This is a genomic window from Cupriavidus alkaliphilus, assembly GCF_014191175.1.
Classification (GTDB): Bacteria; Pseudomonadota; Gammaproteobacteria; order Burkholderiales; family Burkholderiaceae; genus Cupriavidus; species Cupriavidus alkaliphilus.
On sequence record NZ_JACHWE010000003.1, the window covers coordinates 638718 to 660380 of the forward strand.

The 21663-nt window shown below is 69.6% G+C and carries 25 protein-coding genes; 12 read left to right on the forward strand and 13 right to left on the reverse strand.

What is annotated here, in order from left to right; all coding sequences use genetic code 11:
• Positions 1 to 96: 96 nt before the first annotated feature.
• The 7 genes from denD to FHX60_RS14560 form a co-directional block, all read right to left on the reverse strand.
• On the reverse strand, positions 97 to 1071 hold the full coding sequence (gene denD / locus FHX60_RS14530; protein WP_183283753.1) for a D-erythronate dehydrogenase: 975 nt from the start codon (positions 1069 to 1071) through the stop codon (positions 97 to 99).
• A 26-nt stretch (positions 1072 to 1097) separates the two neighbouring features.
• Positions 1098 to 1880, reverse strand: a complete 783-nt coding sequence (gene otnI / locus FHX60_RS14535; RefSeq protein WP_183283754.1) for a 2-oxo-tetronate isomerase — start codon at positions 1878 to 1880, stop codon at positions 1098 to 1100.
• Positions 1881 to 1906: 26 nt separating this feature from the next.
• Positions 1907 to 3271, reverse strand: a complete 1365-nt coding sequence (locus FHX60_RS14540) for an MFS transporter (protein ID WP_112776949.1) — start codon at positions 3269 to 3271, stop codon at positions 1907 to 1909.
• A gap of 143 nt (positions 3272 to 3414) precedes the next feature.
• Positions 3415 to 4068, reverse strand: coding sequence for a 3-oxo-tetronate 4-phosphate decarboxylase (otnC, locus tag FHX60_RS14545; RefSeq protein ID WP_183283755.1), 654 nt, complete (start codon positions 4066 to 4068; stop codon positions 3415 to 3417).
• The gene (otnK, locus tag FHX60_RS14550; protein ID WP_183283756.1) at positions 4068 to 5339 is read right to left on the reverse strand and encodes a 3-oxo-tetronate kinase; all 1272 of its coding nucleotides are present in this window, start codon (positions 5337 to 5339) and stop codon (positions 4068 to 4070) included. The genes otnC and otnK overlap by 1 nt, the downstream gene beginning before the upstream one ends.
• Before the next feature lie 12 nt (positions 5340 to 5351).
• On the reverse strand, positions 5352 to 6245 hold the full coding sequence (ltnD, locus tag FHX60_RS14555; protein ID WP_183283757.1) for an L-threonate dehydrogenase: 894 nt from the start codon (positions 6243 to 6245) through the stop codon (positions 5352 to 5354).
• A gap of 49 nt (positions 6246 to 6294) precedes the next feature.
• Positions 6295 to 7029 (reverse strand): FadR/GntR family transcriptional regulator, encoded by a 735-nt coding sequence (locus FHX60_RS14560; RefSeq protein WP_092316547.1) that lies wholly within the window; start codon positions 7027 to 7029, stop codon positions 6295 to 6297.
• A 195-nt stretch (positions 7030 to 7224) separates the two neighbouring features.
• On the opposite strand from FHX60_RS14560, the gene FHX60_RS14565 reads away from it, so the two are divergent.
• Complete coding sequence (locus tag FHX60_RS14565; protein WP_183283758.1) at positions 7225 to 7653, forward strand: GNAT family N-acetyltransferase; 429 nt, start codon at positions 7225 to 7227, stop codon at positions 7651 to 7653.
• Positions 7654 to 7675: 22 nt separating this feature from the next.
• Here FHX60_RS14565 and FHX60_RS14570 read toward each other — a convergent pair whose 3' ends face one another.
• The 3 genes from FHX60_RS14570 to ygfZ form a co-directional block, all read right to left on the reverse strand.
• A complete protein-coding gene (locus FHX60_RS14570; RefSeq protein ID WP_112776944.1) occupies positions 7676 to 8503 on the reverse strand; it encodes an NRDE family protein in 828 nt (275 codons plus the stop codon).
• A gap of 85 nt (positions 8504 to 8588) precedes the next feature.
• Complete coding sequence (locus FHX60_RS14575; RefSeq protein ID WP_012352764.1) at positions 8589 to 8879, reverse strand: DUF4936 family protein; 291 nt, start codon at positions 8877 to 8879, stop codon at positions 8589 to 8591.
• Positions 8880 to 8896: 17 nt separating this feature from the next.
• On the reverse strand, positions 8897 to 9913 hold the full coding sequence (gene ygfZ, locus FHX60_RS14580) for a CAF17-like 4Fe-4S cluster assembly/insertion protein YgfZ (RefSeq protein WP_183283759.1): 1017 nt from the start codon (positions 9911 to 9913) through the stop codon (positions 8897 to 8899).
• Positions 9914 to 10130: 217 nt separating this feature from the next.
• On the opposite strand from ygfZ, the gene mltG reads away from it, so the two are divergent.
• The 8 genes from mltG to FHX60_RS14620 all read left to right on the forward strand — a co-directional run bounded on the left by mltG (position 10131) and on the right by FHX60_RS14620 (position 15861).
• Entirely contained in the window at positions 10131 to 11126 is a 996-nt protein-coding gene (gene mltG / locus FHX60_RS14585) for an endolytic transglycosylase MltG (RefSeq protein WP_183283760.1), read from the forward strand.
• A gap of 7 nt (positions 11127 to 11133) precedes the next feature.
• Positions 11134 to 11745 carry a dTMP kinase gene (tmk, locus tag FHX60_RS14590; RefSeq protein ID WP_092316382.1) on the forward strand — a complete coding sequence of 204 codons (612 nt, stop codon included), beginning with the start codon at positions 11134 to 11136 and terminating at the stop codon, positions 11743 to 11745.
• Between the two features lie 78 nt (positions 11746 to 11823).
• A complete protein-coding gene (locus tag FHX60_RS14595; protein WP_183283761.1) occupies positions 11824 to 12831 on the forward strand; it encodes a DNA polymerase III subunit delta' in 1008 nt (335 codons plus the stop codon).
• 74 nt (positions 12832 to 12905) lie between these two features.
• Positions 12906 to 13322, forward strand: coding sequence for a PilZ domain-containing protein (locus FHX60_RS14600; protein ID WP_112776940.1), 417 nt, complete (start codon positions 12906 to 12908; stop codon positions 13320 to 13322).
• A 37-nt stretch (positions 13323 to 13359) separates the two neighbouring features.
• Entirely contained in the window at positions 13360 to 13866 is a 507-nt protein-coding gene (locus tag FHX60_RS14605; RefSeq protein WP_092316376.1) for a GNAT family N-acetyltransferase, read from the forward strand.
• Positions 13867 to 13910: 44 nt separating this feature from the next.
• The gene (locus tag FHX60_RS14610; RefSeq protein WP_062799218.1) at positions 13911 to 14705 is read left to right on the forward strand and encodes a TatD family hydrolase; all 795 of its coding nucleotides are present in this window, start codon (positions 13911 to 13913) and stop codon (positions 14703 to 14705) included.
• Positions 14698 to 15444: an ankyrin repeat domain-containing protein gene (locus FHX60_RS14615; RefSeq protein ID WP_112776939.1), complete on the forward strand. Its 747-nt coding sequence runs from the start codon at positions 14698 to 14700 to the stop codon at positions 15442 to 15444. The genes FHX60_RS14610 and FHX60_RS14615 overlap by 8 nt, the downstream gene beginning before the upstream one ends.
• A 15-nt stretch (positions 15445 to 15459) precedes the next feature.
• Positions 15460 to 15861: a YkvA family protein gene (locus FHX60_RS14620; protein ID WP_112776938.1), complete on the forward strand. Its 402-nt coding sequence runs from the start codon at positions 15460 to 15462 to the stop codon at positions 15859 to 15861.
• Here the strand turns inward: FHX60_RS14620 and egtB are convergent.
• Positions 15858 to 17147, reverse strand: a complete 1290-nt coding sequence (egtB, locus tag FHX60_RS14625) for an ergothioneine biosynthesis protein EgtB (RefSeq protein ID WP_092316368.1) — start codon at positions 17145 to 17147, stop codon at positions 15858 to 15860. The genes FHX60_RS14620 and egtB overlap by 4 nt on opposite strands.
• Positions 17148 to 17331: 184 nt before the next feature.
• Positions 17332 to 17952 carry an FMN-dependent NADH-azoreductase gene (locus FHX60_RS14630; RefSeq protein WP_183283762.1) on the reverse strand — a complete coding sequence of 207 codons (621 nt, stop codon included), beginning with the start codon at positions 17950 to 17952 and terminating at the stop codon, positions 17332 to 17334.
• A gap of 162 nt (positions 17953 to 18114) precedes the next feature.
• Here FHX60_RS14630 and FHX60_RS14635 point away from each other — a divergent pair, with 162 nt between their 5' ends.
• From FHX60_RS14635 to FHX60_RS14645, 3 genes are all read left to right on the forward strand, one after another.
• Positions 18115 to 19062: a LysR family transcriptional regulator gene (locus tag FHX60_RS14635; RefSeq protein WP_092316364.1), complete on the forward strand. Its 948-nt coding sequence runs from the start codon at positions 18115 to 18117 to the stop codon at positions 19060 to 19062.
• Between the two features lie 188 nt (positions 19063 to 19250).
• Positions 19251 to 19670 (forward strand): DoxX family protein, encoded by a 420-nt coding sequence (locus FHX60_RS14640; RefSeq protein WP_092316362.1) that lies wholly within the window; start codon positions 19251 to 19253, stop codon positions 19668 to 19670.
• A gap of 49 nt (positions 19671 to 19719) precedes the next feature.
• Positions 19720 to 20310, forward strand: a complete 591-nt coding sequence (locus tag FHX60_RS14645) for a DUF4136 domain-containing protein (RefSeq protein WP_375790539.1) — start codon at positions 19720 to 19722, stop codon at positions 20308 to 20310.
• Positions 20311 to 20325: 15 nt separating this feature from the next.
• Here FHX60_RS14645 and FHX60_RS14650 read toward each other — a convergent pair whose 3' ends face one another.
• Complete coding sequence (locus FHX60_RS14650) at positions 20326 to 21549, reverse strand: EAL domain-containing response regulator (RefSeq protein ID WP_183283763.1); 1224 nt, start codon at positions 21547 to 21549, stop codon at positions 20326 to 20328.
• Positions 21550 to 21663: the final 114 nt, after the last annotated feature.

Here is a 21663-nt window from a genome sequence, read left to right on the forward strand (position 1 = left end):
CATATCCCGCTTGTTTGCTCCCCTCTCCCGCAAGCGGGAGAGGGGACCGGCTCTCAGAACATAACAGAGCCTTCGCGCCAAGCAAACGCGGGCCGCTTAGATGCCCACCCCCGCATCCTCCATATAAGCCCGAATCACCGCATCAAAGCTCGCGTCACTCTCGAAGCCCAGGTCCCGCGCGCGCGCCGCATTCCACGCCGCCGGCCACGTGCCGACGATCTTCTCGACGCGTTCCTCGCGTTCCCACGTCACCAGGTCCGCCACCGCATCGCCCGCGACGCGGCGCAGCGCGTCGACCATGCCCGCCGCCGTGACCGACAGCCCCGGCAGGTTGACCACGCGGCGGTTGCCCAGGCGCTCGCCCGCCAGTTCGATGCCGTTGACCAGCGCCGCCACCGCCGCACGCGGCGACAGCAGCCACAGCGGCGTCTGCGGTGCCACCGGGCAGTTGGCGGCGACACCCGACAGCGGCTCGCGGATGATGCCGCTGGCGAACGACGAGGCCGCCGCATTGGGCTTGCCGGGGCGCACGCTGATGGTGGGCAGGCGCAGCACGCGGCCGTCGACGAAGCCGCGGCGGCTGTAGTCCGACAGCAGCAGTTCGCCGATGGCCTTCTGCACGCCGTACGACGATTGCGGATTGAGCGCGGTGTCGTCCTGCACCACCGGCGGCAGCTCGCCGCCATAGACCGCGACCGAGCTGGTGAACAGCACGCGCGGCTTGTGGCCAAGTTCACGGCAGGTTTCGAGCAGCGCGCGCGAGGCATCCAGGTTGACGCGCATGCCCAGGTCGAAATCGGCCTCGGCCTGGCCGCTGACCACGGCGGCGAGGTGGAACACCGCGCCGGTGTCCCGGTCGATGGCCTGGCGCAGCACCGCCGCATCGGACAGGTCGCCGGTGACCACGCGCACGCGCGCATCGTCGAGGCCTTGCGGCGCGACCACGTCGAGCAGCGTCAGGCGCTCGAAGGCAACGGCCTTGCCGTCCAGGTTCAGGGTGCCGCGTTGCAGCAGCAGGCGGGCCAGCTGCAGGCCGAGGAATCCGGCGCCGCCGGTAATCAGTACGTTCATGGCAAGAGATCTTCAGTGGTTTTGCATCAGTGGCCGAGGTAGGGCTTGAGCCAGCCCAGGCCTGCCGACGTGCCGGCGCGCGGGCGGTATTCGCAGCCGATCCAGCCGGCATAGCCGAGCGCGTCGATGACGTCGAACAGGTAGGGGTAGTGCAGCTCGCCCAGGTCCGGCTCATGGCGCTCGGGCACGCCGGCGATCTGGATATGGCCGATGCCGGCGAAGTCGCGCCTGAGCTTCATCGCGACATCGCCCTCGACGATCTGGCAGTGGTAGCAGTCGAACTGCACCTTGAGGTTGGCCGCGCCGACCTCCTTGCAGATCGCCTGGCCGTCGTCCTGGCGGTTGAGGAAGTAGCCCGGCATGTCGCGCGTGTTGATCGGCTCGATCAGCACGGTCACGCCCTGCGCGGCCGCCGCATTGGCGGCGAAGGCCAGGTTCTCCAGGTAGGCGGCGCGGCAGCGCGCGGGGTCGGCATCGGCGGGGACCAGGCCGGCCATCACATGGATGCGGTCGTTGCCGATCACGCCGGCGTATTCGAGCGCGCGGCCGATGCTGCCGCGGAATTCCGCCTCGCGTCCCGGCAGCGCCGCCAGGCCGCGCTCGCCCGCCGCCCAGTCGCCCGGCGGGGCATTGAACAGCGCCTGCGCGAGGCCGTTCGCGTCGAGGCGCGCGCGCAGCTCGGCGGCGGGGTGCTCGTACGGGAACAGGTACTCGACCGCCTGGAAGCCGTCGGCCGCGGCAGCGGCAAAACGGTCCAGGAAGGCGTGCTCTTGGTACATCATCGACAGGTTGGCGGCAAAGCGCGGCATGGGAAACTCCGGAAGCGAAAGCGGGTTCAGCGATTGACCAGTTTAGCGGGCGTCAGCCACACCAGCACCGCGCCGACCACCAGGATGGCCGACAGCACGTACATCGGCAGCTGGGTGCTCTGGGTCAGGTCCTTGAGCGCGCCCACCATGTACGGCGACACGAAGCCGGCCAGGTTGCCCACCGAGTTGACCACCGCAATGCCCGAGGCCGCGGCGATGCCCGACAGGAACGACGTCGGCAGCGACCAGAACAGCGGCGCGCAGGTCAGCACGCCCGCGGCGGCCAGCGACAGCGCGGCAATCGCCACGGTCGTATTGTTGGTGAACGAAGCGGCGATGGCAAAGCCCGCGGCACCCATCAGCGCCGGCACGATCAGGTGCCAGCGGCGCTCGCGGCGCGCATCCGCGCTGTGGCCCAGGATGTTCATCACCACCACCGCGCAGAGGAACGGAATCGCGGACAGCAGGCCGATGTTGAGGTTGCCGGTCACGCCGCTGGACTTCACCAGCGTGGGCATCCAGAAGGTCAGCGCGTACTGGCCGGTGACGAAGCAGAAGTAGATCAGGCACATCCACCACACGCGGCGGTCGGCGAACACCGCGCCGAGCGAGTGGCCATGCCCCTTGCCGGCGGCGGCGCCGGCATTGCGCTGGTCTTCCTCGATATTGCGCTTGAGCACGCGCTTCTCGTCGGCGTCCAGCCACGGGGCCTTGTCGATGCCGTCGCGCAGCACGAAGATCGTCAGCAAGCCGATCACGAACGCGGGCAGCGCCTCGAGCAGGAACATCCACTGCCAGCCGCGCATGCCGTGGGTGCCGTTGAACGCGTCCATGATCCAGCCCGACAGCGGGTTGCCGAACATGCCGGCGATGGGGATGCCGGACATGAACAGCGCGATCATCTTGGCGCGGCGGTTGGCCGGGAACCAGTAGGTCAGGTACAGGATCACGCCGGGATAGAAGCCGGCTTCGGCCAGGCCCAGCAGGAAGCGCATCACGTAGAACTGCGTCGGCGTCTGCACGAACATGAACAGCGCCGAGATGATGCCCCACGTGATCATGATGCGCGCGATCCAGATGCGCGCGCCGATCTTGTGCATCAGCAGGTTGCTGGGCAGCTCGAACAGGAAATAGCCGATGAAGAACAGGCCCGCGCCCAGGCCGAACACGGTCTCGGAGAAGGCCAGGTCCTGGCCCATCTGCAGCTTGGCGAAGCCGACGTTGACGCGGTCGAGGTAGGCGACCACGTAGCACAGCATCAGGAACGGCATGATGCGCCAGAATACCTTGCTGTAGGCGCGTTTCTCGATCTGGGAGTCGGCGTCGAGCCGGGCGTTGCCGCCCAGGCTGTCGAAGGCGGGCACGCTGGCCGCCGGTTGGTTGGATGGCATCGGTGGTCTCCGGGTATGGTGGTGAGTCTGGTCTTGTGATGGCGGCCGCGCGCGGATTGCAGGCGTGCGCGTCCCCCGCGCGGTGGCCGTGGCCGCCGCGCCGGGATCAGGCCGGGGTTGTCAGGGAAGCGGCGGGGCTGGTGCTACCAGCGCGCCTGGAAGGCGTCGCGCAGCTCAGCCAGGGCGCTGTCGGGCAGCGCCGCGCGGGCGGCAAAGCCGGGTAGGTCTTTCATGGTCATCCATAGCTTGGCGGTCTCCTCCAGTTCTTCCAGCGCGAACGCGGCGCGCGAGACGCTGGACTCCCAAACCACCGGCCCCAGGCGCTCCAGCAGCACGCCGCGCACCTGCGCGGCCAGCGTGGCCACGCGCGCGGCGACCGCGGGATCGCCGGGCCGGTGATAGGGAATCAGCGGGATATGGCCGACCTTCATCACGTAGTAGGGCGTGAGCGGCGGCAGTACGTCGTCCGGTTGCCAGACACCGGCCAGCGTCAGGGCCACGAGGTGCGTCGAGTGCGTATGCACCACGGCGTGCGCCCCGGGGTGGTTGTCATAGATGGCGCGATGCAGCGTCAGGGTCTTCGACGGCTTGTCGCCCGAGACCCAGCTGCCGTCGACGGCGACCTTGGCGACCGCGGCCGGATCCATCATGCCCAGGCAGGCATCGGTCGGCGTGATCAGCCAGCCATCGTCCAGCCGTGCGCTGATGTTGCCGGCCGAGCCGACGGTATAGCCGCGCTGGTAGAGGCTGGCGCCGATGCGGCAGATCTCTTCGCGCAGCTTGCTTTCGGTGCTCATCACTGGCCTCCCAGCTGGCGCAGCGCTTCGTCGAAAAAGTCCGGCCCGCCGAAGTTGCCGGACTTGAGCGCCAGCGCCAGCGGCGTGGCATCCAGCGTGACGGTGGCCGGCACCCCCGGCGCGATCTGCGCGCCGATGCGCAGCGCGGTCACGCCCAGTGCCTGCACCACCGCGCCCGAGGTCTCGCCGCCGGCCACCACGAAGCGCCGCGTGCCGCGTGCCTTCAGCCCGGCGGCGACCGCGGCCAGGCATTGCTCGACCAGGTGGCCGGCGCGCGCCACGCCCAGCTCGGCCTGCACCGCCTTGACCTGGTCGGGGCTCGACGTTGCATAGACCAGCACGGGCTGGTCATGCGCGGCGGCAAAGGCGAGCGCGGCGTCGGCCACGGCCTCGCCGCGCGCCAGCGCGAGCGGGTCGATGCGCAGCGCCGGGCGGCCTTGCTCCAGCCAGCGTGCCACCTGGCCATTGGTCGCGCGCGAGGCGCTGCCGGCCAGCACCACGCCGGGGCCGTCGATGGCCGGCACCGCGTCGGCGTCGGCGCGCTGCGGCAACAGGCCGGCGCGGCGGAAGTTCCCAGGCAGGCCCAGCGCGATGCCGGAGCCTCCGGTGATCAGCGGCAGGCCCGCGCACGCCTCACCCAGCGTGAGCAGGTCCGCGTCGGAGACCGCATCGGCAATCGCCATGCGCACGCCGTCGCCGCGCAGCGCGGCGATGCGCTCGGCGGTGGCCTGCGCCCCGCGCGCGACCGCGTCGTAGCGCAGCAGCCCCACCTTGTGCTTGCTCTGGCGCTGCAGCACGCGCACCAGGTTGGCATCGGTCATCGGCGTGAGCGGATGTTGCTCCATGCCCGATTCGTTCAGCAGCGCATCGCCGACGAACAGGTGGCCGCGGAAAATGGTGCGGCCGTTCTCGGGGAAGGCCGGGCAGGCGATGGTGAAGTCGCTGTCCAGCGCCGCCAGCAAGGCCTCGGCCACCGGGCCGATATTGCCGGCGTCGGTCGAATCGAAGGTGGAGCAGTACTTGAAGACGAACTGGCGGCAGCCCTGCGCGCGCAGCCACTGCAGCGCGGCCAGCGACTCGGCCACGGCCTGGGCCGCGGGCACGGTGCGCGACTTGAGCGCGACCACCACGGCGTCGGCGCTGCCGATATCGGCCATGGATCCGGGCACGCCGATGGTCTGCACGGTACGCATGCCATTGCGCACCAGCGTGTTGGCGAGGTCGGTGGCGCCGGTAAAGTCGTCGGCGATGCAGCCAAGGAGGGCGGTCATGGTTCCGGCTCCTTATTCAGCCTGGCCCGGCAGCTCGATGCCCGGGAAGATCTTGATCACCGCCGAATCGTCCTCGCCGCCGTGGCCGGCGGTCGAGGCCATCATGAACATCTGGTGCGCGGCCGCGGACAGCGGCAGCGGGAATTTGCTGGTGCGCGCGGTGTCGAGCACCATGCCCAGGTCCTTGACGAAGATGTCGACCGCGGACAGCGGCGTGTAGTCGCCCTTCAGGATATGCGGCACGCGGTTCTCGAACATCCACGAGTTGCCGGCGCTGTGGGTGATCACGTCATAGAGCGCGTCCGGATCCACGCCTTCGCGCAGGCCCAGCGCCATCGCTTCGGCGGCCGCGGCGATATGCACGCCGGCCAGCAGCTGGTTGATGATCTTGACCTTGGAGCCGGCGCCGTGCGCAGCCCCCAGGCGGTACACCTTGCCGGCGATGGCAGCCAGCACGTCCTCGGCCAGCGCATAGGCCTCGGCGGGGCCGGAGGTCATCATGGTCATCTCGCCGCTGGCGGCGCGCGCGGCGCCGCCCGAGACCGGCGCGTCGAGCATCAGCAGGCCTTTTTCGGCGAGGCGGCGGCCCAGGGTTTCGGCAAAGCCCGGCGGCACCGTGGCGCTGGCGATCACCAGCTTGCCCGGCTGCATCGCCGCCGCGGCACCGTCGGCGCCGAACAGCACCGCTTCGGTCTGCTGCGCGTTGACCACCAGCGTCAGCACCACGTCGCAGCGGCTGCCCAGCTCGGCGGGCGAGGCGCAGGGCACGCCGCCGGCATCGGCAAAGCGCTGCAGCACTTCCGGGCGCAGATCGCAGGCATGCACGTTGAAACCGGCCCGCAGCAGCGACTGCGCGACACCAAAGCCCATGGCACCAAGGCCGATGACGCCGATATTCCTGGACATAGGGACTCCCTGAAACAGATACGGATGATTCGATGCTTGCGGTGGCGCGTCAGTTGGTCGCGCCGTGCGCGGCGCCGCTTTCGTCGGCGCCCAGCTGGGCCAGCCGGTGCGCGGCGTTGTACATGTGGTTCTGCGCGGCATTGCGCGCGGCCAGCGGGTCGCCGGCGCGGATCGCGGCGACGATGGCCTGGTGTTCCTCGCGCACCTGGCGCGAAAAGTCCGCGCGCCGCGCCTCGTTGGTGCGGGTCACGCGCGTGGCGGCTTCCAGGTACTGGCTCAGGAATTCGAGCGTCTTGAGGAAATAAGGGTTGCCGGTCGCTTCGGCGATGGCGCGGTGAAAGCCCACGTCCTCGGCGACGCCATCGCCGCCCTGCGCCACCACCTCGTCGAGGCGGGCCAGCGCGGCGTCGATCGCCGCCATCGAGGCATCGGTGCGGCGCCGGGCCGCCTGCGCGGCCACCTCGGCCTCGATCGCGCGGCGCAGCTCGACGATCTGCAGCACAGATTCCAGCGTGCCGGTGTCGGTGTAGTCGATGCGCAGCGGCCGGATGCCGGCCTGCAGCGTCACGAACACGCCGCTGCCCTGGCGCGACTCGACCACGCCTTCGTATTTCAGCCGGGAGATGGCCTCGCGCACCACGGTGCGGCTGACGCCGAACTCCTCGGACAGCACCGCCTCGGTGGGCAGCTTGTCGCCGCGGGCAAAGGCGCCGCTCTGGATCTTGTCCAGCAGCTGTTCGGCAACGTTGTCGGTCAGGGCGCGGGCAGGGACTTTCTGGAACACGGCAGCTTTCCCGGTCATTCGGTAATCAGGTCATCATACAAATTTGCTATACGGCTGCCGACCCCAGGTAAACCCTGACATGGTGCAGAGGGGCAGGGATCTGTGCGGACAACGCTCCACATTGGTGCGACTGCGACGGGTCCGGTCCTGGCGTATCATTGGCGCCCGCCTTTCCACTAGCCCGCTTTCACCGCCATGCCCGCTACAGTGCTGATCTGTCCCTGGTCCGAAGCCCGCGACCGCGCGCGCGCCATCCGCTACACCGTCTTTGTCGAAGAGCAGGGCGTGCCGGTGGCACTGGAATGGGACGAATGGGACGAGCCCAGCTGGCACGCGCTGGCGCTGGCCGACGACGGCACGCCGCTAGCCACCGGCCGGCTGCTGCCCGACGGCCATATCGGCCGCATGGCCGTGCTGAAGCCGGCGCGCGGCAGCGGCGTCGGCGCGCTGGTGCTGGAGGCGCTGATGCGCAAGGCGGAACAGCTGGGTTATCCGGAACTGGTGCTCAACGCGCAGACCCACGCGGCGCCGTTCTATGCGCGCGTGGGCTTCGAGCAGGTGGGGCCGGAATTCGAAGAGGCCGGCATCCCGCACGTGGAGATGCGCAAGCGCCTGCCCGGCTGAGGCGCCCGTTGCACCGCGCCCGTCAGCGCGGCGCCTGCACGATGCCGGTGTCGCGCGACAGGTTCAGCGTGCCGTGGAAGGCCACGTCGCCGATGCGGCCATCGGCGTCGAAGCTGCGCTCGTTCAGGTCGAAGCGTCCGTCATGGCGGATGCGCAGGACCGTGCTGGCGCGCGTGCCATACATCGGCGAGCGGATGAAGGCGGACGACAGCAGCTTTTCCCACTCCGGCGCCACGCCGGTGGCGGGCAGCTCGAAATCCGCGGCCTGGCGTTCGTCTGCCAGCATCTGCAGGTAGGGTTCGGCGCTGGCGGTGGCCTGGCCGCTGTCTGCGGCCAGCACTTCGGCCAGCGCGCCGACGCGGCTGCGCACCTTGGGCCAGGGCGTATCGAGCAGCGCGTTGGACAGGCCGTACAGGCCCGGACGCAGCCGTTGCGGCTGGCGCGAGGCCGAGCGGTTGCTGTACCACCATAGTTCGCGCAGGTCGCTCGCCAGCAGGTTGAAGCCGTTGTAGCCGCCGTCTTCGCCGGCGAGGTTGTCGAGGTAGTCGAACGGCGCCGCGTGGCCGCGCAGGAAGCCCGCCACCAGTTCGCCGCGCGAGCGCGCGTCGGTGCGTTTTTCGGACGGGGCGCGGTAGTTGGTCAGCGCGGCGAAGCGGCCGTCGGCGTTGACGCCCATCCAGGTGCCGGGCTCGCCGATGACCTCGGCGAGGTCGCGGCCGGCCAGCACCTGGGGCGCATCCTGCCACCAGTGCGCGGCCGCCGCGGGGCGGGCATAGAATTCATCGCGGTTGCCGGCCACGACCAGGGCATAGTCCGGGTGCGATTGCCAGGCAACCAGGATCAGACACATCGATTCGCTTCCTTTGCCGGGGGACCGCGCCAGCGGTTCCCGCGTACTTCAGTCCGACGGCGTCCACACGACGTCTGTAGTGCGCCTACAGCACGTCCAGGTCGATAAAGTGTTCGGCACGCCGCTCGCCTTCCACCCACTGGTCCAGCCCGCTCTGGCGCCACAGCCCTTCCAGCGTGGCATCGAACGCGGGCGGCACGTCGGCGTAGCATTCCATCCAGGTCTGCACGCCGGCGCGGGTTTCCGGCCTGCGCATCAGCGTACCACCAATTCCGGTGGCTTCGGCGACCGTTTCCATCCAGCGGTGCCAGTGCGGCAGCGCTTCGGCGGCGACGGCTTCCGGCACACGGAAATAGACGTAGAGGTGATCGCTCATGGCGGGTCCTGTGGCAATCAGCCGGCGGCCTGGGCGGCTTCCCCCAGCGGCACCGCGTAGGGCAGGCTGGCGGTGGCCACTGCCGCGCCCTCGGCGCTGCCCAGCCGCAGCGCGCTGCCGGCGGCATCGATCTTCAGCTCGGCCAGCCCGGCCCAGCCGCCATCTGGCGCGGGCGCGGCGTTGACGATCATGCCGCAGGGCTGGCCCGGGTCTTCCGGACGATAGATCTCGGCGGCGGGCGCCGGCACCTCGCCTTCGCCCTGCACCAGCCACATGCGGCGCTTGAGCGTGCCGCGGTACTGGCTGCGCGCCACCACTTCCTGGCCCGGATAGCAGCCCTTGCGGAAATTGACGCCGCCGACCAGCTCGAAATTGATCATCTGCGGCACGAACTGCTCCTGCGTGGCGGCGACGATGCGGGGCAGCCCGGATTGCACTTCGAGCCAGTCCCACAACGCCGGCGCGGCGCCGGTCAGCGTGGCGGACAGCGCCGCGCGCACCGCGTCGGCGCGCTCGGCCGGCAGCACCAGCTGCCAGCGCGGCTGGCCGGCGCTGTCCGGCAGGCGGATCACGGTGGCGCCGTCGGCCGTCGCCACGGCAAACGCGGCTTCCGGCGCGGGCAGCCCGGCCGCGGCCAGCGCGCCGGCGGCGCCGGCGCCGGCCACGCCGAGGATGGCGTGGGTCGGGGTGATATCGGACAGCTTGGCCTTGGCGCGCAGCACGAACATCGACAGCCGCTTCTGCACCGCGGCCTGGATCTCGGCCGACAGCTGCAGCACGATGCCGTCGGCGTCGCGCCACATCAGCAAGGTGGCCAGCAGCCGGCCCTTGGGCGAGCAGTAGCCGGCCAGGCGCGCCGCGCCCGGCGCCAGGTCGTCGACCGCGTTGGTCAGCTGGGTGTGCAGGAAGCTGGCGGCATCGTCGCCCGCCACGCGAACGAGGCCGAGCCCCGCCGGGGCGCAGACCACGCCGCCGGCCTGCAGCGCGTCAAGGTTGGCGGCGAGTTCCTGGGCTTGGGGATTCAGTGCTGGCATTGCGAGGCAGTCGTCGAGGCAAATCGGGGAGGGAAGGAAACGGGCCACCGAGGGTGCGCGGTGCCGGACGCGCGGGAGGCGCCGGCGCCACGGCTCACGGTCGGTGGCAGGCTGCCGGTTATTATATGGGGCTACGAGATTTTCGGCCGGCGCCGGTGGTCCGCGGCGGCATGCAAGTCCGACCGCGGTGCCGGCGGCCGGTCCCTATACCTGATACATGAAACGTTTACTCCTCACCCTTGGGCTTGCCGTGCTGGTATTCGCGCTGGCGGCCGTGGGCGGCTTTGCGTGGTGGGCCAATCACCCGGTGTCGCTGAGCAAGTCGCCGGTGGAAGTGGTGATCAAGCCCAATTCCGGCGTGGCCAGCGTCGGCCGGCAGATCCAGCGCGGCGGCGTGGGCATGGACCCGCGGCTGTTCGTGCTGCTGGCGCGCCTGACCGGCCACGGCGCCGTCCTGAAGGCCGGCGGCTATGAGTTCGAAACCGGCGCCACGCCGCTGTCGATCCTCGGCAAGCTCGCGCGTGGCGAGGTCACGCACTACGTGGTCACGGTGATCGAGGGCTGGGAATTCCGCAAGATGCGCGCCGCGGTCGATGCCAGCCCGGCGCTGCGCCACGACACCCGCGGCATGTCCGACGCCGAACTGATGAAAGCCATCGGCGCGCCCGAGGCTTCGCCCGAGGGGCTGTTCTTTCCCGACACCTACCTGTTCGCCCGTGGCAGCAGCGACCTGGAACTGTACAAGCACGCCTACCGTGCCATGCAGCGCCGCCTGAACGAGGCCTGGAACGCGCGCTCGCCCGACCTGCCGTACAAGACCCCGTACGAGGCGCTGGTGATGGCGTCGATCGTCGAGAAGGAAACCGGCCAGGCCGCCGAGCGCCCGATGATCGCCGCGGTGTTCATCAACCGTCTCAGGAAGAACATGCTGCTGCAGACCGACCCGACCGTGATCTACGGCCTGGGCCAGGCCTTCGACGGCGACCTGCGCAAGCGCGACCTGCAGGCCGACACCCCGTACAATACCTACACCCGCACCGGCCTGCCGCCCACGCCGATTGCGTTGCCGGGGCTGGCCTCGCTGGCGGCGGCGACCACGCCGGCGCCGTCCGACGCGCTGTACTTCGTCGCCCGCGGCGACGGCAGCAGCCATTTCTCCAACTCGCTACCCGAACACAACCGCGCGGTCGACAAGTACCAGCGCGGCAAATAGGCATTCCATGCGCGGAAAATTCATTACCTTCGAGGGCATCGACGGCGCCGGCAAGAGCACCCATATCGACTGGGTTGCCGACCGGCTGCGCGCGCGCGCCGACATCGCCGGTGTCGTCACCACGCGCGAGCCCGGCGGCACGTCGCTGGGCGAAGACCTGCGCCAGATCCTGCTGCACCGCAAGATGCACCTGGAAACCGAGGCGTTGCTGATGTTCGCCGCGCGGCGCGAGCATATCGCCGAAGTCATCGCGCCGGCGCTGGAGCGCGGCAAGTGGGTCATCTCCGACCGTTTCACCGACGCCACCTTTGCCTACCAGGGCGGCGGCCGGGGCCTGGCCACGGGCCGGCTGGAAGTGCTGGAAGGCTGGGTCCAGGGCGGCCTGCAGCCGGACCTGACGCTGCTGTTCGACGTGCCCCTGGAAACCGCCAGCGCCCGCCTGGCCGCCGCGCGCACGCCGGACAAGTTCGAGGCCGAATCGCGCGCCTTCTTCCAGCGCACCCGTGACGAATACCTGCGCCGTGCGGCGCAGTCGCCGCAGCGCTTCCGCGTCATCGACGCCACCCGCAGCATTGCCGATATTCGCGATGAACTCGAGAAGATCCTAGCAACTATCTGATTAGCCGGCATGTTTCAGCCGGCGTCACGGCAATATTCAGGCAGTACTCGAAGTTGGACCGCTAACTTACTGATTTACATGCTCTATCCCTGGCAGAAAGAAGACTGGCAACGGTTGGGCGCGCTGCGCGAGCGGCTGCCGCATGCCTTGCTGATCCACGGCCAGCAAGGCATCGGCAAGCGCGACCTGGCGCTGCATTTCGCCCAGGGGCTGCTGTGCGAGGCTGCTCTCGCGGACGGGCAGCCCTGCGGCCAGTGCGCCGCCTGCCACTGGTTCAGCCAGGGCAACCACCCGGACTTCACCGTGGTGCGGCCCGAGGCCCTCGACGCCGCGGCCGAGGCGGAAACCGACGAAGGCGGCAAGAAGAAGGCGCCCAGCAAGATCATCCGCATGGAGCAGGTGCGCGCGCTGATCGAGGCCGTCGGGGTCGGCACGCACCGCGCCGGGCTGCGCGTGGTGGTGGTCTATCCGCTCGACGCGCTGCAGGCCGAGGGCGCCAACGCCTTGCTGAAGACGCTGGAAGAACCGCCGCCGTCGACCGTGTTCCTGTTGGTGACCGACCGCCTGGACCGCATCCTGCCGACCATCCTGTCGCGCTGCCGCCAGTTTTCGGCCCAGCGCCCGACGCCCGAGGCCGCGCTGGCGTGGCTGCGCGGGCAGGGCGTGGCGGATGCCGAGGCTCAGCTGGCGCTGGCCGGCGGCTCGCCGCTGACCGCGCTGCACGCGGCCGAGGCCGAGGAGCAGCCGCTGCAGCGCTGGCTGGTCGGCCAGCTCGGCGCCGCGGCCGCCTTCGATGCGGCCGCGGCGGCCGAGCAACTGCAGAAGCTGCCGGTGCCCGCCGTGCTTGGCATCCTGCAGCGCTGGACGTACGATCTGCTGGCACTGCGCCTGGACGGCGGTGCCGCGCCGCGGTACTTCCCCAGGGAGCGCGCCGTGCTGGTGCGCTGCGCCGGCGCTACCGATGCATACGGCCTGCAGGGCTTTGCCGCGCGCCTGAACGCGCACCGCCGCAGCGAGAACCATCCGCTCGCGGCACGGCTGGTGATGGAGGCGGTATTTCTGGAGTACCGGCAGCTGTTCCGCTAGCGCGGCAGGTGGCCGGGCGCGGTTCATAACAACAAGCCATAACAACAAGCAGCAACGTTATCAGGGGGTCAACCATGAACACGGCAGTCGCCGGCACCGGGCCGGCCGAGGCGGGCTTTGGTAGCGTCACAGGAAGCGGCGGTGGCGGGGCGGCCTCGCGGCCCAACGTGCTGTCGCTGTCGATCAAGGACCAGGCCGGGCTGTACGCGGCCTATATGCCGTTCCTGGCGCGCGGCGGCATCTTCGTGCCGTCGAACCGGCCGTTCCGGCTGGGCGAGCAGGTGTTCCTGGTATTGTCGCTGCTCGACCGGCCGCAGAAATACCAGATCGCGGGCCACGTGGCCTGGATCACCCCCGCGGGGACGCCGATGAAGACGCCCGGCGTCGGCGTGCACCTGCCCGACGACGACAACGGGCGCAACCTGCGCCGCGCGGTGGAGGAAATCCTGGGCAAGATGCTGGAGTCCGGGCGCCCCACCCAAACCTTATGAATGTTGTGAGATTTCCATCACAACCTTTTGATTCTCAATGAATTTTTCGCTACGTATTGCCGAGCCCCGCGACCTGCCGGGCATCGTCGCCATCTACAACAGCACTGTGCCTTCGCGCATGGTCACGGCCGACACCGAGCCGGTCACCGTGGCCTCGCGCCAGGCCTGGTTCGACGCCCACCAGCCCGGGCGCCGTCCGCTATGGGTGTGCGAGGATGCCGGCGGCAGCATGGCCGGCTGGATGAGCTTTTCGGATTTCTACGGGCGCCCGGCCTATGGCGCCACCGCCGAGGTGTCGATCTATCTGGACGCGCAGCGGCGCGGCCAGGGGCTGGGGCGCTACCTGCTGCAGCAGGCCATCGACCACGCGCCCACGGTCGGCGTCAACACGCTGCTCGGCTTTATCTTCGGGCACAACGCGCCCAGCCTGGGCCTGTTCGCGGCGCTGGGCTTCACGCGCTGGGGCGACCTGCCGCGCGTAGCCGTGCTCGACGGTGTCGAGCGCGACCTGATCATCGTCGGCCGCCGCGTGGACGCGGCCTGAGCGCGGCCTGAGCGCCGCCAGAGCACCGCACCTGAGATTTCCCCATGTTTGTCGATTCCCACTGCCATATCGATTTCCCCGAACTGGCCGCGCGCCTGCCGGAGCTGCTGGACAATATGCGCGCCAACCAGGTCACGCATGCGCTGTGCATCTCGGTCACGCTGGAAGACTTCCCGCGCGTGCTGGCGCTGGCCGAGCAGCATCCCAACCTGTACGCGTCGGTCGGCGTGCATCCTGACTACGAAGAGGGCGAGGACCCGACGCTGGAGCGGCTGGTGGCGCTGTCGGCCCACCCGCGCGTGGTCGGCACCGGCGAGACCGGGCTGGACTACTACCGGCTCAACGGCCGCAGCATCGCCGAGATGGAATGGCAGCGCGAACGCTTCCGCACCCATATCCGCGCCGCGCGCCAGACCGGCAAGCCGCTGATCATCCATACCCGCTCGTCCGCCGACGACACCCTGCGCCTGATGCGCGAGGAAAACGCGGGCGAGGCCGGCGGCGTGATGCACTGCTTCACCGAAACCTGGGAGGTCGCCCGCCAGGCGCTGGACCAGGGCTTCCATATCTCGTTTTCCGGCATCGTCACCTTCAAGAGCGCGGCGGACCTGCAGGAAACCGCGCGCAAGGTGCCGCTCGAGCGCATGCTGATCGAGACCGACTCCCCCTACCTGGCGCCAGTGCCGTACCGCGGCAAGACCAACGAGCCGGCCTGGGTGCGCCATGTGGGCGAATTTATCGCGCAGCTGCGCGGAGTGCCGGTGGAACAGGTCGCGGAACAGACGACGGAAAATTTCTTTAATCTATTCAAGCACATTGACAGGAAATCTCATGTTTGACATGAAATTTGTCCGCCGTGCCGCCGGCGCTGTTGCGCTGGCCGCCGCCACGCTCGCCCAGGCCGCGCCGGCCGACGACATGCGCAAGGCGGTGGAGTTCGACGACGCCAATACCGTCAAGAAGCTGCTGGCCAAGGGCGTCGACCCCAATGTGGTCGACAACCGCGGCAATCCGGCGCTGGTGCTGGCGCTGCGCGAGAAGTCGCTGAAGGCGGCCACGGTGCTGATCCGTGCCAGGGACATCGATTTCGACAAGGCCAACCCGGCCGGCGAAACCCCGCTGATGATGGCCGCGCTGCAGGGCCAGCTCGACATGGTCAAGCTGATGGTCGACGACATGGAGGCCGAGATCAACAAGACCGGCTGGACGCCGCTGCACTATGCCGCCACCAACGGCCACAACAACGTGGTCAAGTACCTGGTCGACCATGCCGCGTATATCGACGCCGAAAGCCCCAACGGCACCACGCCGCTGATGATGGCGGCGCGCGGCGGCCATATCGAGACCGTCAAGCTGCTGCTCGACGAAGGCGCCGACATGCGCCTGAAGAACCAGCAGGGCATGACCGTGATCGACTTTGCCGAGCGCTACAACCAGGCCGAGATCGCCAGCGGCCTGAAGGCGCGCTGGCAGAAGCTGTATCCGCAGACCCCCATCGTGCCGGCGCCGCCGCTGAAGCCGGCTATCGCCGAGCCCGGCGGCCAGCGCCCCGCGGCGCCGCAAAGCAAGGGCTGGTAAGCCGGGGCAGCGCCGATGGCGAACGGCTCGCGCCTGCGCCAGTGGGCGCGCGGGCTCAAGGGCAGCCTGCTGATGCTGTGGTTCTGCAGCCGCCATCCCGGCACGCCGTGGGCGGCGCGGCTGCTGGGCGCGCTGGTGGTGGCCTATGCCTTCAGCCCGATCGACCTGATCCCGGACTTCATCCCGGTGCTGGGCTATCTCGATGACGTGCTGCTGGTGCCGCTGGGCATCTGGTTCACGCTGCGGCTGATCCCCGCCACGGTCAAGGACGAATGCCGCGGCCGCGCCGAGGCCTGGCAGGCCACCCATGCGCAACGGCCGCGCAATCGCGCGGCCGCCGTGGTCATCGTGCTGGTGTGGGTCGCGCTTGCCTGGCTGGCCTGGCGCTGGCTGGCGCCATACTGGGCGCGGCCCTAGACGTCGTCGGCCAGCCGCACTCCGGTGAACTGCCAGCGCTGGTGCGGATAGAAGAAGTTGCGGTAGGTCGCGCGGATATGCGATTCGGGGGTGACGCACGACCCGCCGCGCAGCACCATCTGGCCGCTCATGAACTTGCCGTTGTACTCGCCCACCGCGCCCGCGTTGGGACGGAAGCCCGGATAGGGCAGGAAGGCGCTGGCGGTCCACTCCCATACGTCGCCGAACATCTGGCGCAGCACGCCGGCGGTGTTCTGGCGGTCCGGCAGCGGCCGCAGCGCGCGCCCCTCGACAAAATTCCCGGTGGCCGGCAGGCGGCTGGCCGCGTGCTCCCATTCCGCCTCGGTCGGCAGCCGGCGTTCGGCCCAGCGCGCGAACGCGTCGGCCTCATAGAAGCTGACGTGGGTCACCGGGCTGTCGGGGTCGACCGGATGCATGCCGCGCAGCGTCATCTGCCACCAGGTGCCTTCGCGCTCTTCCCAGTAGAGCGGCGCCTGGATGCCTTGCTCGCCGACCCAGCGCCAGCCGTCGGACAGCCATAGCCCGGTGCTCTGGTAGCCGCCATCCTCGATGAACTCGAACCATTGCCGGTTGCTGACCGGGTGCGAGCACAGCGTAAAGGGGGCCAGGTAGGTCTTGTGGCGCGGGCCTTCGCAATCGAAGGCGAAGCTCTCGCCACGGTGGCCGACTTCGACCAGCCCGCCATCGAAGCCGATCCAGTCCGGCGCGGGCCGCGGGTCGGCAATCACGGGGGCGGGCAGTTCCGGGGCAAAGGCGGGGCGCAGCGGGTTCTGCGCGAACAGGTGCAGCATGTCGGTCAGCAGCAGTTCCTGATGCTGCTGTTCGTGCTGCAGGCCGAGCGTGATCAGCGCCGCCTCGTCGTCGGTCTGGGCGCTGCCCAGCAGCGACAGCATCGCTTCGTCGACAGCCTCGCGGTACGCCAGCACCTCGTCCAGCGACGGGCGCGTCAGCAGCCCGCGCTGCGGCCGCGGATGGCGCGCACCGACCGCTTCATAGTACGAGTTGAAGAGATAGCGGTAGGCCGGGTCCACCGGCTCGTAGTCCGGGATGCGCGCAGCCAGCACGAATTCCTCGAAAAACCACGTGGTGTGCGCCAGGTGCCATTTTGCCGGGCTGGCGTCGTCCATGGACTGCACGGTGGCATCGGCATCGGACAGGTCGGCCACCAGGGTTTCGGTGGCGGCGCGTATATGCCGGTACTGCGAAAGCAGGGCGGGTTCGTGCGGCGGATGGAGGGCGGCTCCTGGCAACAGGGCTGAAGTCATGCGGGCTCCCGGGTTGGATCGGTCGATGACTGCAGGCGGTGCACCGCCGCGGCCAGTGGCCCGCGGCCGCGCGCCGCCCATGGCACGCGGGGCGCCGTAGCGCCCCGAACCATCATAGACCCGATCCGCTCCCGGGGCGAGCCGGCGCCGTCCTACAGCGCCGGCCCCGCGGCCCCGGTCGGCTTCAGGCGGCCAGCCGGCTGGCGTCGTTCAGTGCCGCGATCTCGGTGCGGGCGCTGGCCAGGCCGGCCTCGCGGAACTGCGGACCCATCGCCAGGCCGTGGGCGCGCACGTAGGTGATGTCGGTGATGCCCAGGAAGCGGAACACGACGTCGACGGTCTTTTCGTGCAGGTCCAGCTCGTTGGCATCCTGGCGCACGCCGCCGCGCGACGACACCACGATCACGCGCTTTCCGCCGGCCAGGCCCACCGGACCGTTCTCGGTGTACTTGAAGGTGCGGCCAGCCTGCGCGATGCGGTCGATCCAGGCCTTGAGCTGGCTGGGGATGCTGAAGTTGTATTGCGGCACGCCCACCACCAGCACGTCGGCGGCGAGGAACTCGGCCAGCCACTGCTCGGTGCGCTCCAGTTCGGCTTGCTGCACGGCGTTCAGGCCGTCCTTGGGGCCGCCCAGCACCGGCAGCAGGTTGCCCGACAGGTGCGCCGGGGCGTCCTGGTCGAGGTCGCGAACGGTCACGGTGGCGCCCGGGTTGGCGGCGACCAGGTCGGCCACCACGCTGGCGGTCAGGCCGCGCGAAACAGAGTTGTCGCCGAGGACGCTGGAATCGATCTGCAGGATGTTCATGTCTTTCTCCACAAGGATGCGGTTGCGATGGAGGAAAGATAGCGGCTGGCCATTGGTATCGGTAGTGAGGCAAAATGCAAAGGATTGTTCTACCGATGCAACGCCATGCCGGACGGCATCTCCGCGGGATTGCGGGCCGTCCGCGTGGCTCCGGAGCCACCCATGCAAGACCTCAACGACCTGTCGCTGTTCGCCCAAGTGGTCGAGCACGGCAGTTTTTCAGCGGCCAGCCGCGCCACCGGCGTGCCCAAGTCGCGCCTGAGCCGGCGCATCGCCCAGCTCGAGCGCGATCTCGGCGTGCAACTGCTGCGCCGGACCACGCGCCAGGTGCGCGTGACCCCGCTGGGCGAATCCTTCTACGAACGCTGCCGCGCCATGCTCAACGAGGCCGCGGCGGCACGCGAGGTCATCGAGCAGGCGCGCGAGCAGCCCGGCGGCACGCTGCGGGTCAGCTGCCCGATCGCCATCGCCCAGATCCTGCTGGCGCCGGCGATCGGCCTCTTCATGCGCGCCAACCCGGCGGTGCGCATCGAACTGGAAACCACCAACCGGCGCGTCGACGTGATCGGCGAGGGCTTCGACCTGGCGCTGCGCGTGCGCGAGGTGATGGAAGACTCCAGCCTGGCGGTGCGCACCTTTGGCGAAAGCGAGCTGATGCTGGTGGCCAGCCCGGCGCTGCTCGACAGCATCGGCCGGCCGCGCACGCCGCAGGCGCTCGACGGCATGCCGGGCGTGGGCCAGCAGCCGCACGACGGCAAGCATGCCTGGACCTTGCGCTGCAAGACCGGCGATTCGATCCAGATTGCCTACGATCCGCGCCTGGTCACGGATGAATTCGCGGTGCTGCGCGAGGCCGCCATTGCCGGGGTCGGCGTGGCCATGCTGCCGCGCATGTTCTGCCGCGAGGCGCTGGAGAACGGCGAGCTGGAACTGGTGCTGCCGCAGTACGACATGCCGGTCGGCACGCTGCACGCGGTGTTCCCGTCGCGCAAGGGCGTGACGCCGGCCACCCGGCGCTTCCTCGACTTCCTGGGCGAGGTGTTGCCCGAATGCGCGCACAAGGTCGGCATGCAGCAGCCGCGGCCGCCGTCGATGCATCGCGTGGTGTAGCGCTGCCTGCGCCACGTGCAACGGCGCTGCCGGGCCGTGTTCGGGCCGTGCCCGGGCCGGGGCGCGTCGCGCATTTGCGGCTTTACGTTCACGCCGGCTCGCACTAAGGTACAGGGGCGAACCACGCGCGTGAGGGCTAAGGCGCATGGTTCGATCACCTCTCATAGACAACGGCAAGGAGAATGGCCATGGGTGGCTCTCAGGGTTCCCAGGACTTGGGCAAGGCGCTGCTGCGCATCGTGCTTGGCGTGTTGATCCTGATGCATGGCATCGCCAAGCTGACCGGCGAGTCCGGCATCGGGTTCGTGTCGAAGGTCGTCGCCGATACCGGCTTGCCGGCCTGGGTCGCCTACGGTGTGTACATCGGCGAAGTCGTGGCGCCGATCCTGCTGATCATCGGGCTGTGGAGCCGGCTGGCGGCGCTGGTCGTGGCCATCAACATGCTGTTCGCGGTGGCGCTGGTGCACAGCAAGGAGCTCGCCCTGCTGTCCAAGACCGGCGGCTGGGCCCTCGAGCTGCAGGGCATGTTCCTGGCTGCGGCGCTGGCGGTGGCCCTGCTGGGGGCGGGCAGGTTCAGCGTGGGCGGCATCAACGGCAAGCTCAACTAGCGCCCGAGGCGGCGCGGCAGGGCGCGCCGCCGATCCCTGGAGATGTATCGTGAATGCGTTCCGGCAACTCTTCCCGTTTGCGGTCCGGGCTGCGGGCCCGATGGCGGCCGCGGCGCTGCTGCTGTCGGGCTGCGCCAGCGTGCCCGACATCAAGACCGACTACAACCGCGCCACCGACTTCAGTGCCTACCGCACCTTCGGCTTTGTCGAGCGTCCCGGCACCGACCGCGCGAGCTATGAGAGCCTGACCACCCAGTACTTCAAGACCGCGGTCCAGCGCGAACTGGGCGCGCGCGGCTACCGCTACGCGGCGCAGGCGCCGGACCTGCTGGTCAACTTCAATGCCAGGCTGCAGGAAAAGGTGGAGGTCAGCCCGGCACCCGCGCCGATGATGGGCTACTACGGCTATCGCGGCGGGCTGTACGCGCCGTGGCCGGGCTACGGCTTCTATAACGACGTCTACCGCTACACCGAGGGCACCGTGAACATCGACCTGATCGACCGGCGCCAGATGAAGCTGGTGTGGGAAGGCGTGGCGGTCGGCAGTGTCGACACCAGCGACAAGGCCAGCGCCCAGCAGCGCATCGACAAGACCGTGGCGCAGATCTTCGCCAAGTACCCGTTCCGGGCCAGGCAGTAAGGGCGGCGGCGCCGCTCAGGCCGGCGGCGTTGCCGTCGCCCGCTCGATGGCGTCCGCGACGAAGGCCTCTGCCGGCCTGGGCGCCGACCACAGGTAGCCCTGGCCCAGCGGGCAGCCCAGCGCCACCAGCGCGGCGCGCTGGGCGTCGGTCTCTACGCCCTCGGCAACGCATTCCAGCCCCAGTTCCCGGGCCAGGCCGATCATGCTGCGGCAGATCGTGGCGCGCTGGCCGTGCCCGTCGACTTCGGCAACGAACGACCGGTCCACTTTCAACTGCGTGAACGGCAGGTCCGCCAGCAGCTTGAGCGTGGCGATGCCCACGCCGAAATCGTCGATCGCCACGCCATAGCCGAGCAGCCGCAGCCGGTTCAGCGCGACCGACAGCGCCAGCGTGTCGGGCACCGGGCAACCCTCGGTCAGCTCCACCGTCAGCGCCTGCCTCGGCACGCCGCTGGCGGCCACCAGCGCCTCGAACGATTCCAGCACGCCCGGCCGGCACAGCGTCTGCGCCGACGCGTTGAGGCCTATCGAGATCCCGACCCCGGCGGCGCGCAGGCGCTGCAGCGCCGCCAGGCACTGGCGCGCGACCAGGAAGAACACCGGGTCGGCCGCGTCCAGCGCCTCGAGCTGCGGGATGAACTGGTCGGGCGGTACCAGGCCATGCTCGGGATGGCGCCAGCGCACCAGCGCTTCGGCCCCGACCAGGCGGCCGCTGGCGATATCGTGCTGGGGCTGCAGCATGACCAGCAGGTCCGTGCCGGCGCGGGTCGCGGCGAGCAGTTCCTCGGCGTCGGGGATCCAGGCGGGTACGCCCGCCGCGGCATCCTGGCGCACCAGGGCATCGGCCAGGATCACTTCGAGCGCATCGCGCGACAGCGGCTTGCGCAGCGCATGCACGCGCGGGATGCCGGCGGCATGCGCCAGGCCGCGGTTGGAATCGAGGATGTCTTCGGCCAGCGCCGTGACCCATACCCACACCGGCGGCGCGCCGGCGAAGGCGCGCGGGCCGCGCCGGTGCAATTCGGCGATCAGCTCGGGGCCATTGCAGCCCGGCATCTCGATATCGCACAGCACCACGGCGAACGGCTCGCGCGCCAGCAGCTCGGCCGCCTGCATGCCGTTGTGCGCGCTGGTCAGGGCCTGCACGCCGACATGGCGCAGCAGGCCCTCGGCGGCGGCGCGCTGGAACGGATGGTCTTCAACGACGAGGATGCGCAGCCTGGCGTAACGGATTGGCATGGAGCGTGAGGAGAAGGGAAGGGCGGCGGGCCGCCGGCATGCGATGCGGCCGGGTTTGCCGAATGGTAGCGCGGCGCGGCTGCGCCAGGCGGCGGCGTGATGGCCCGGCAGTCA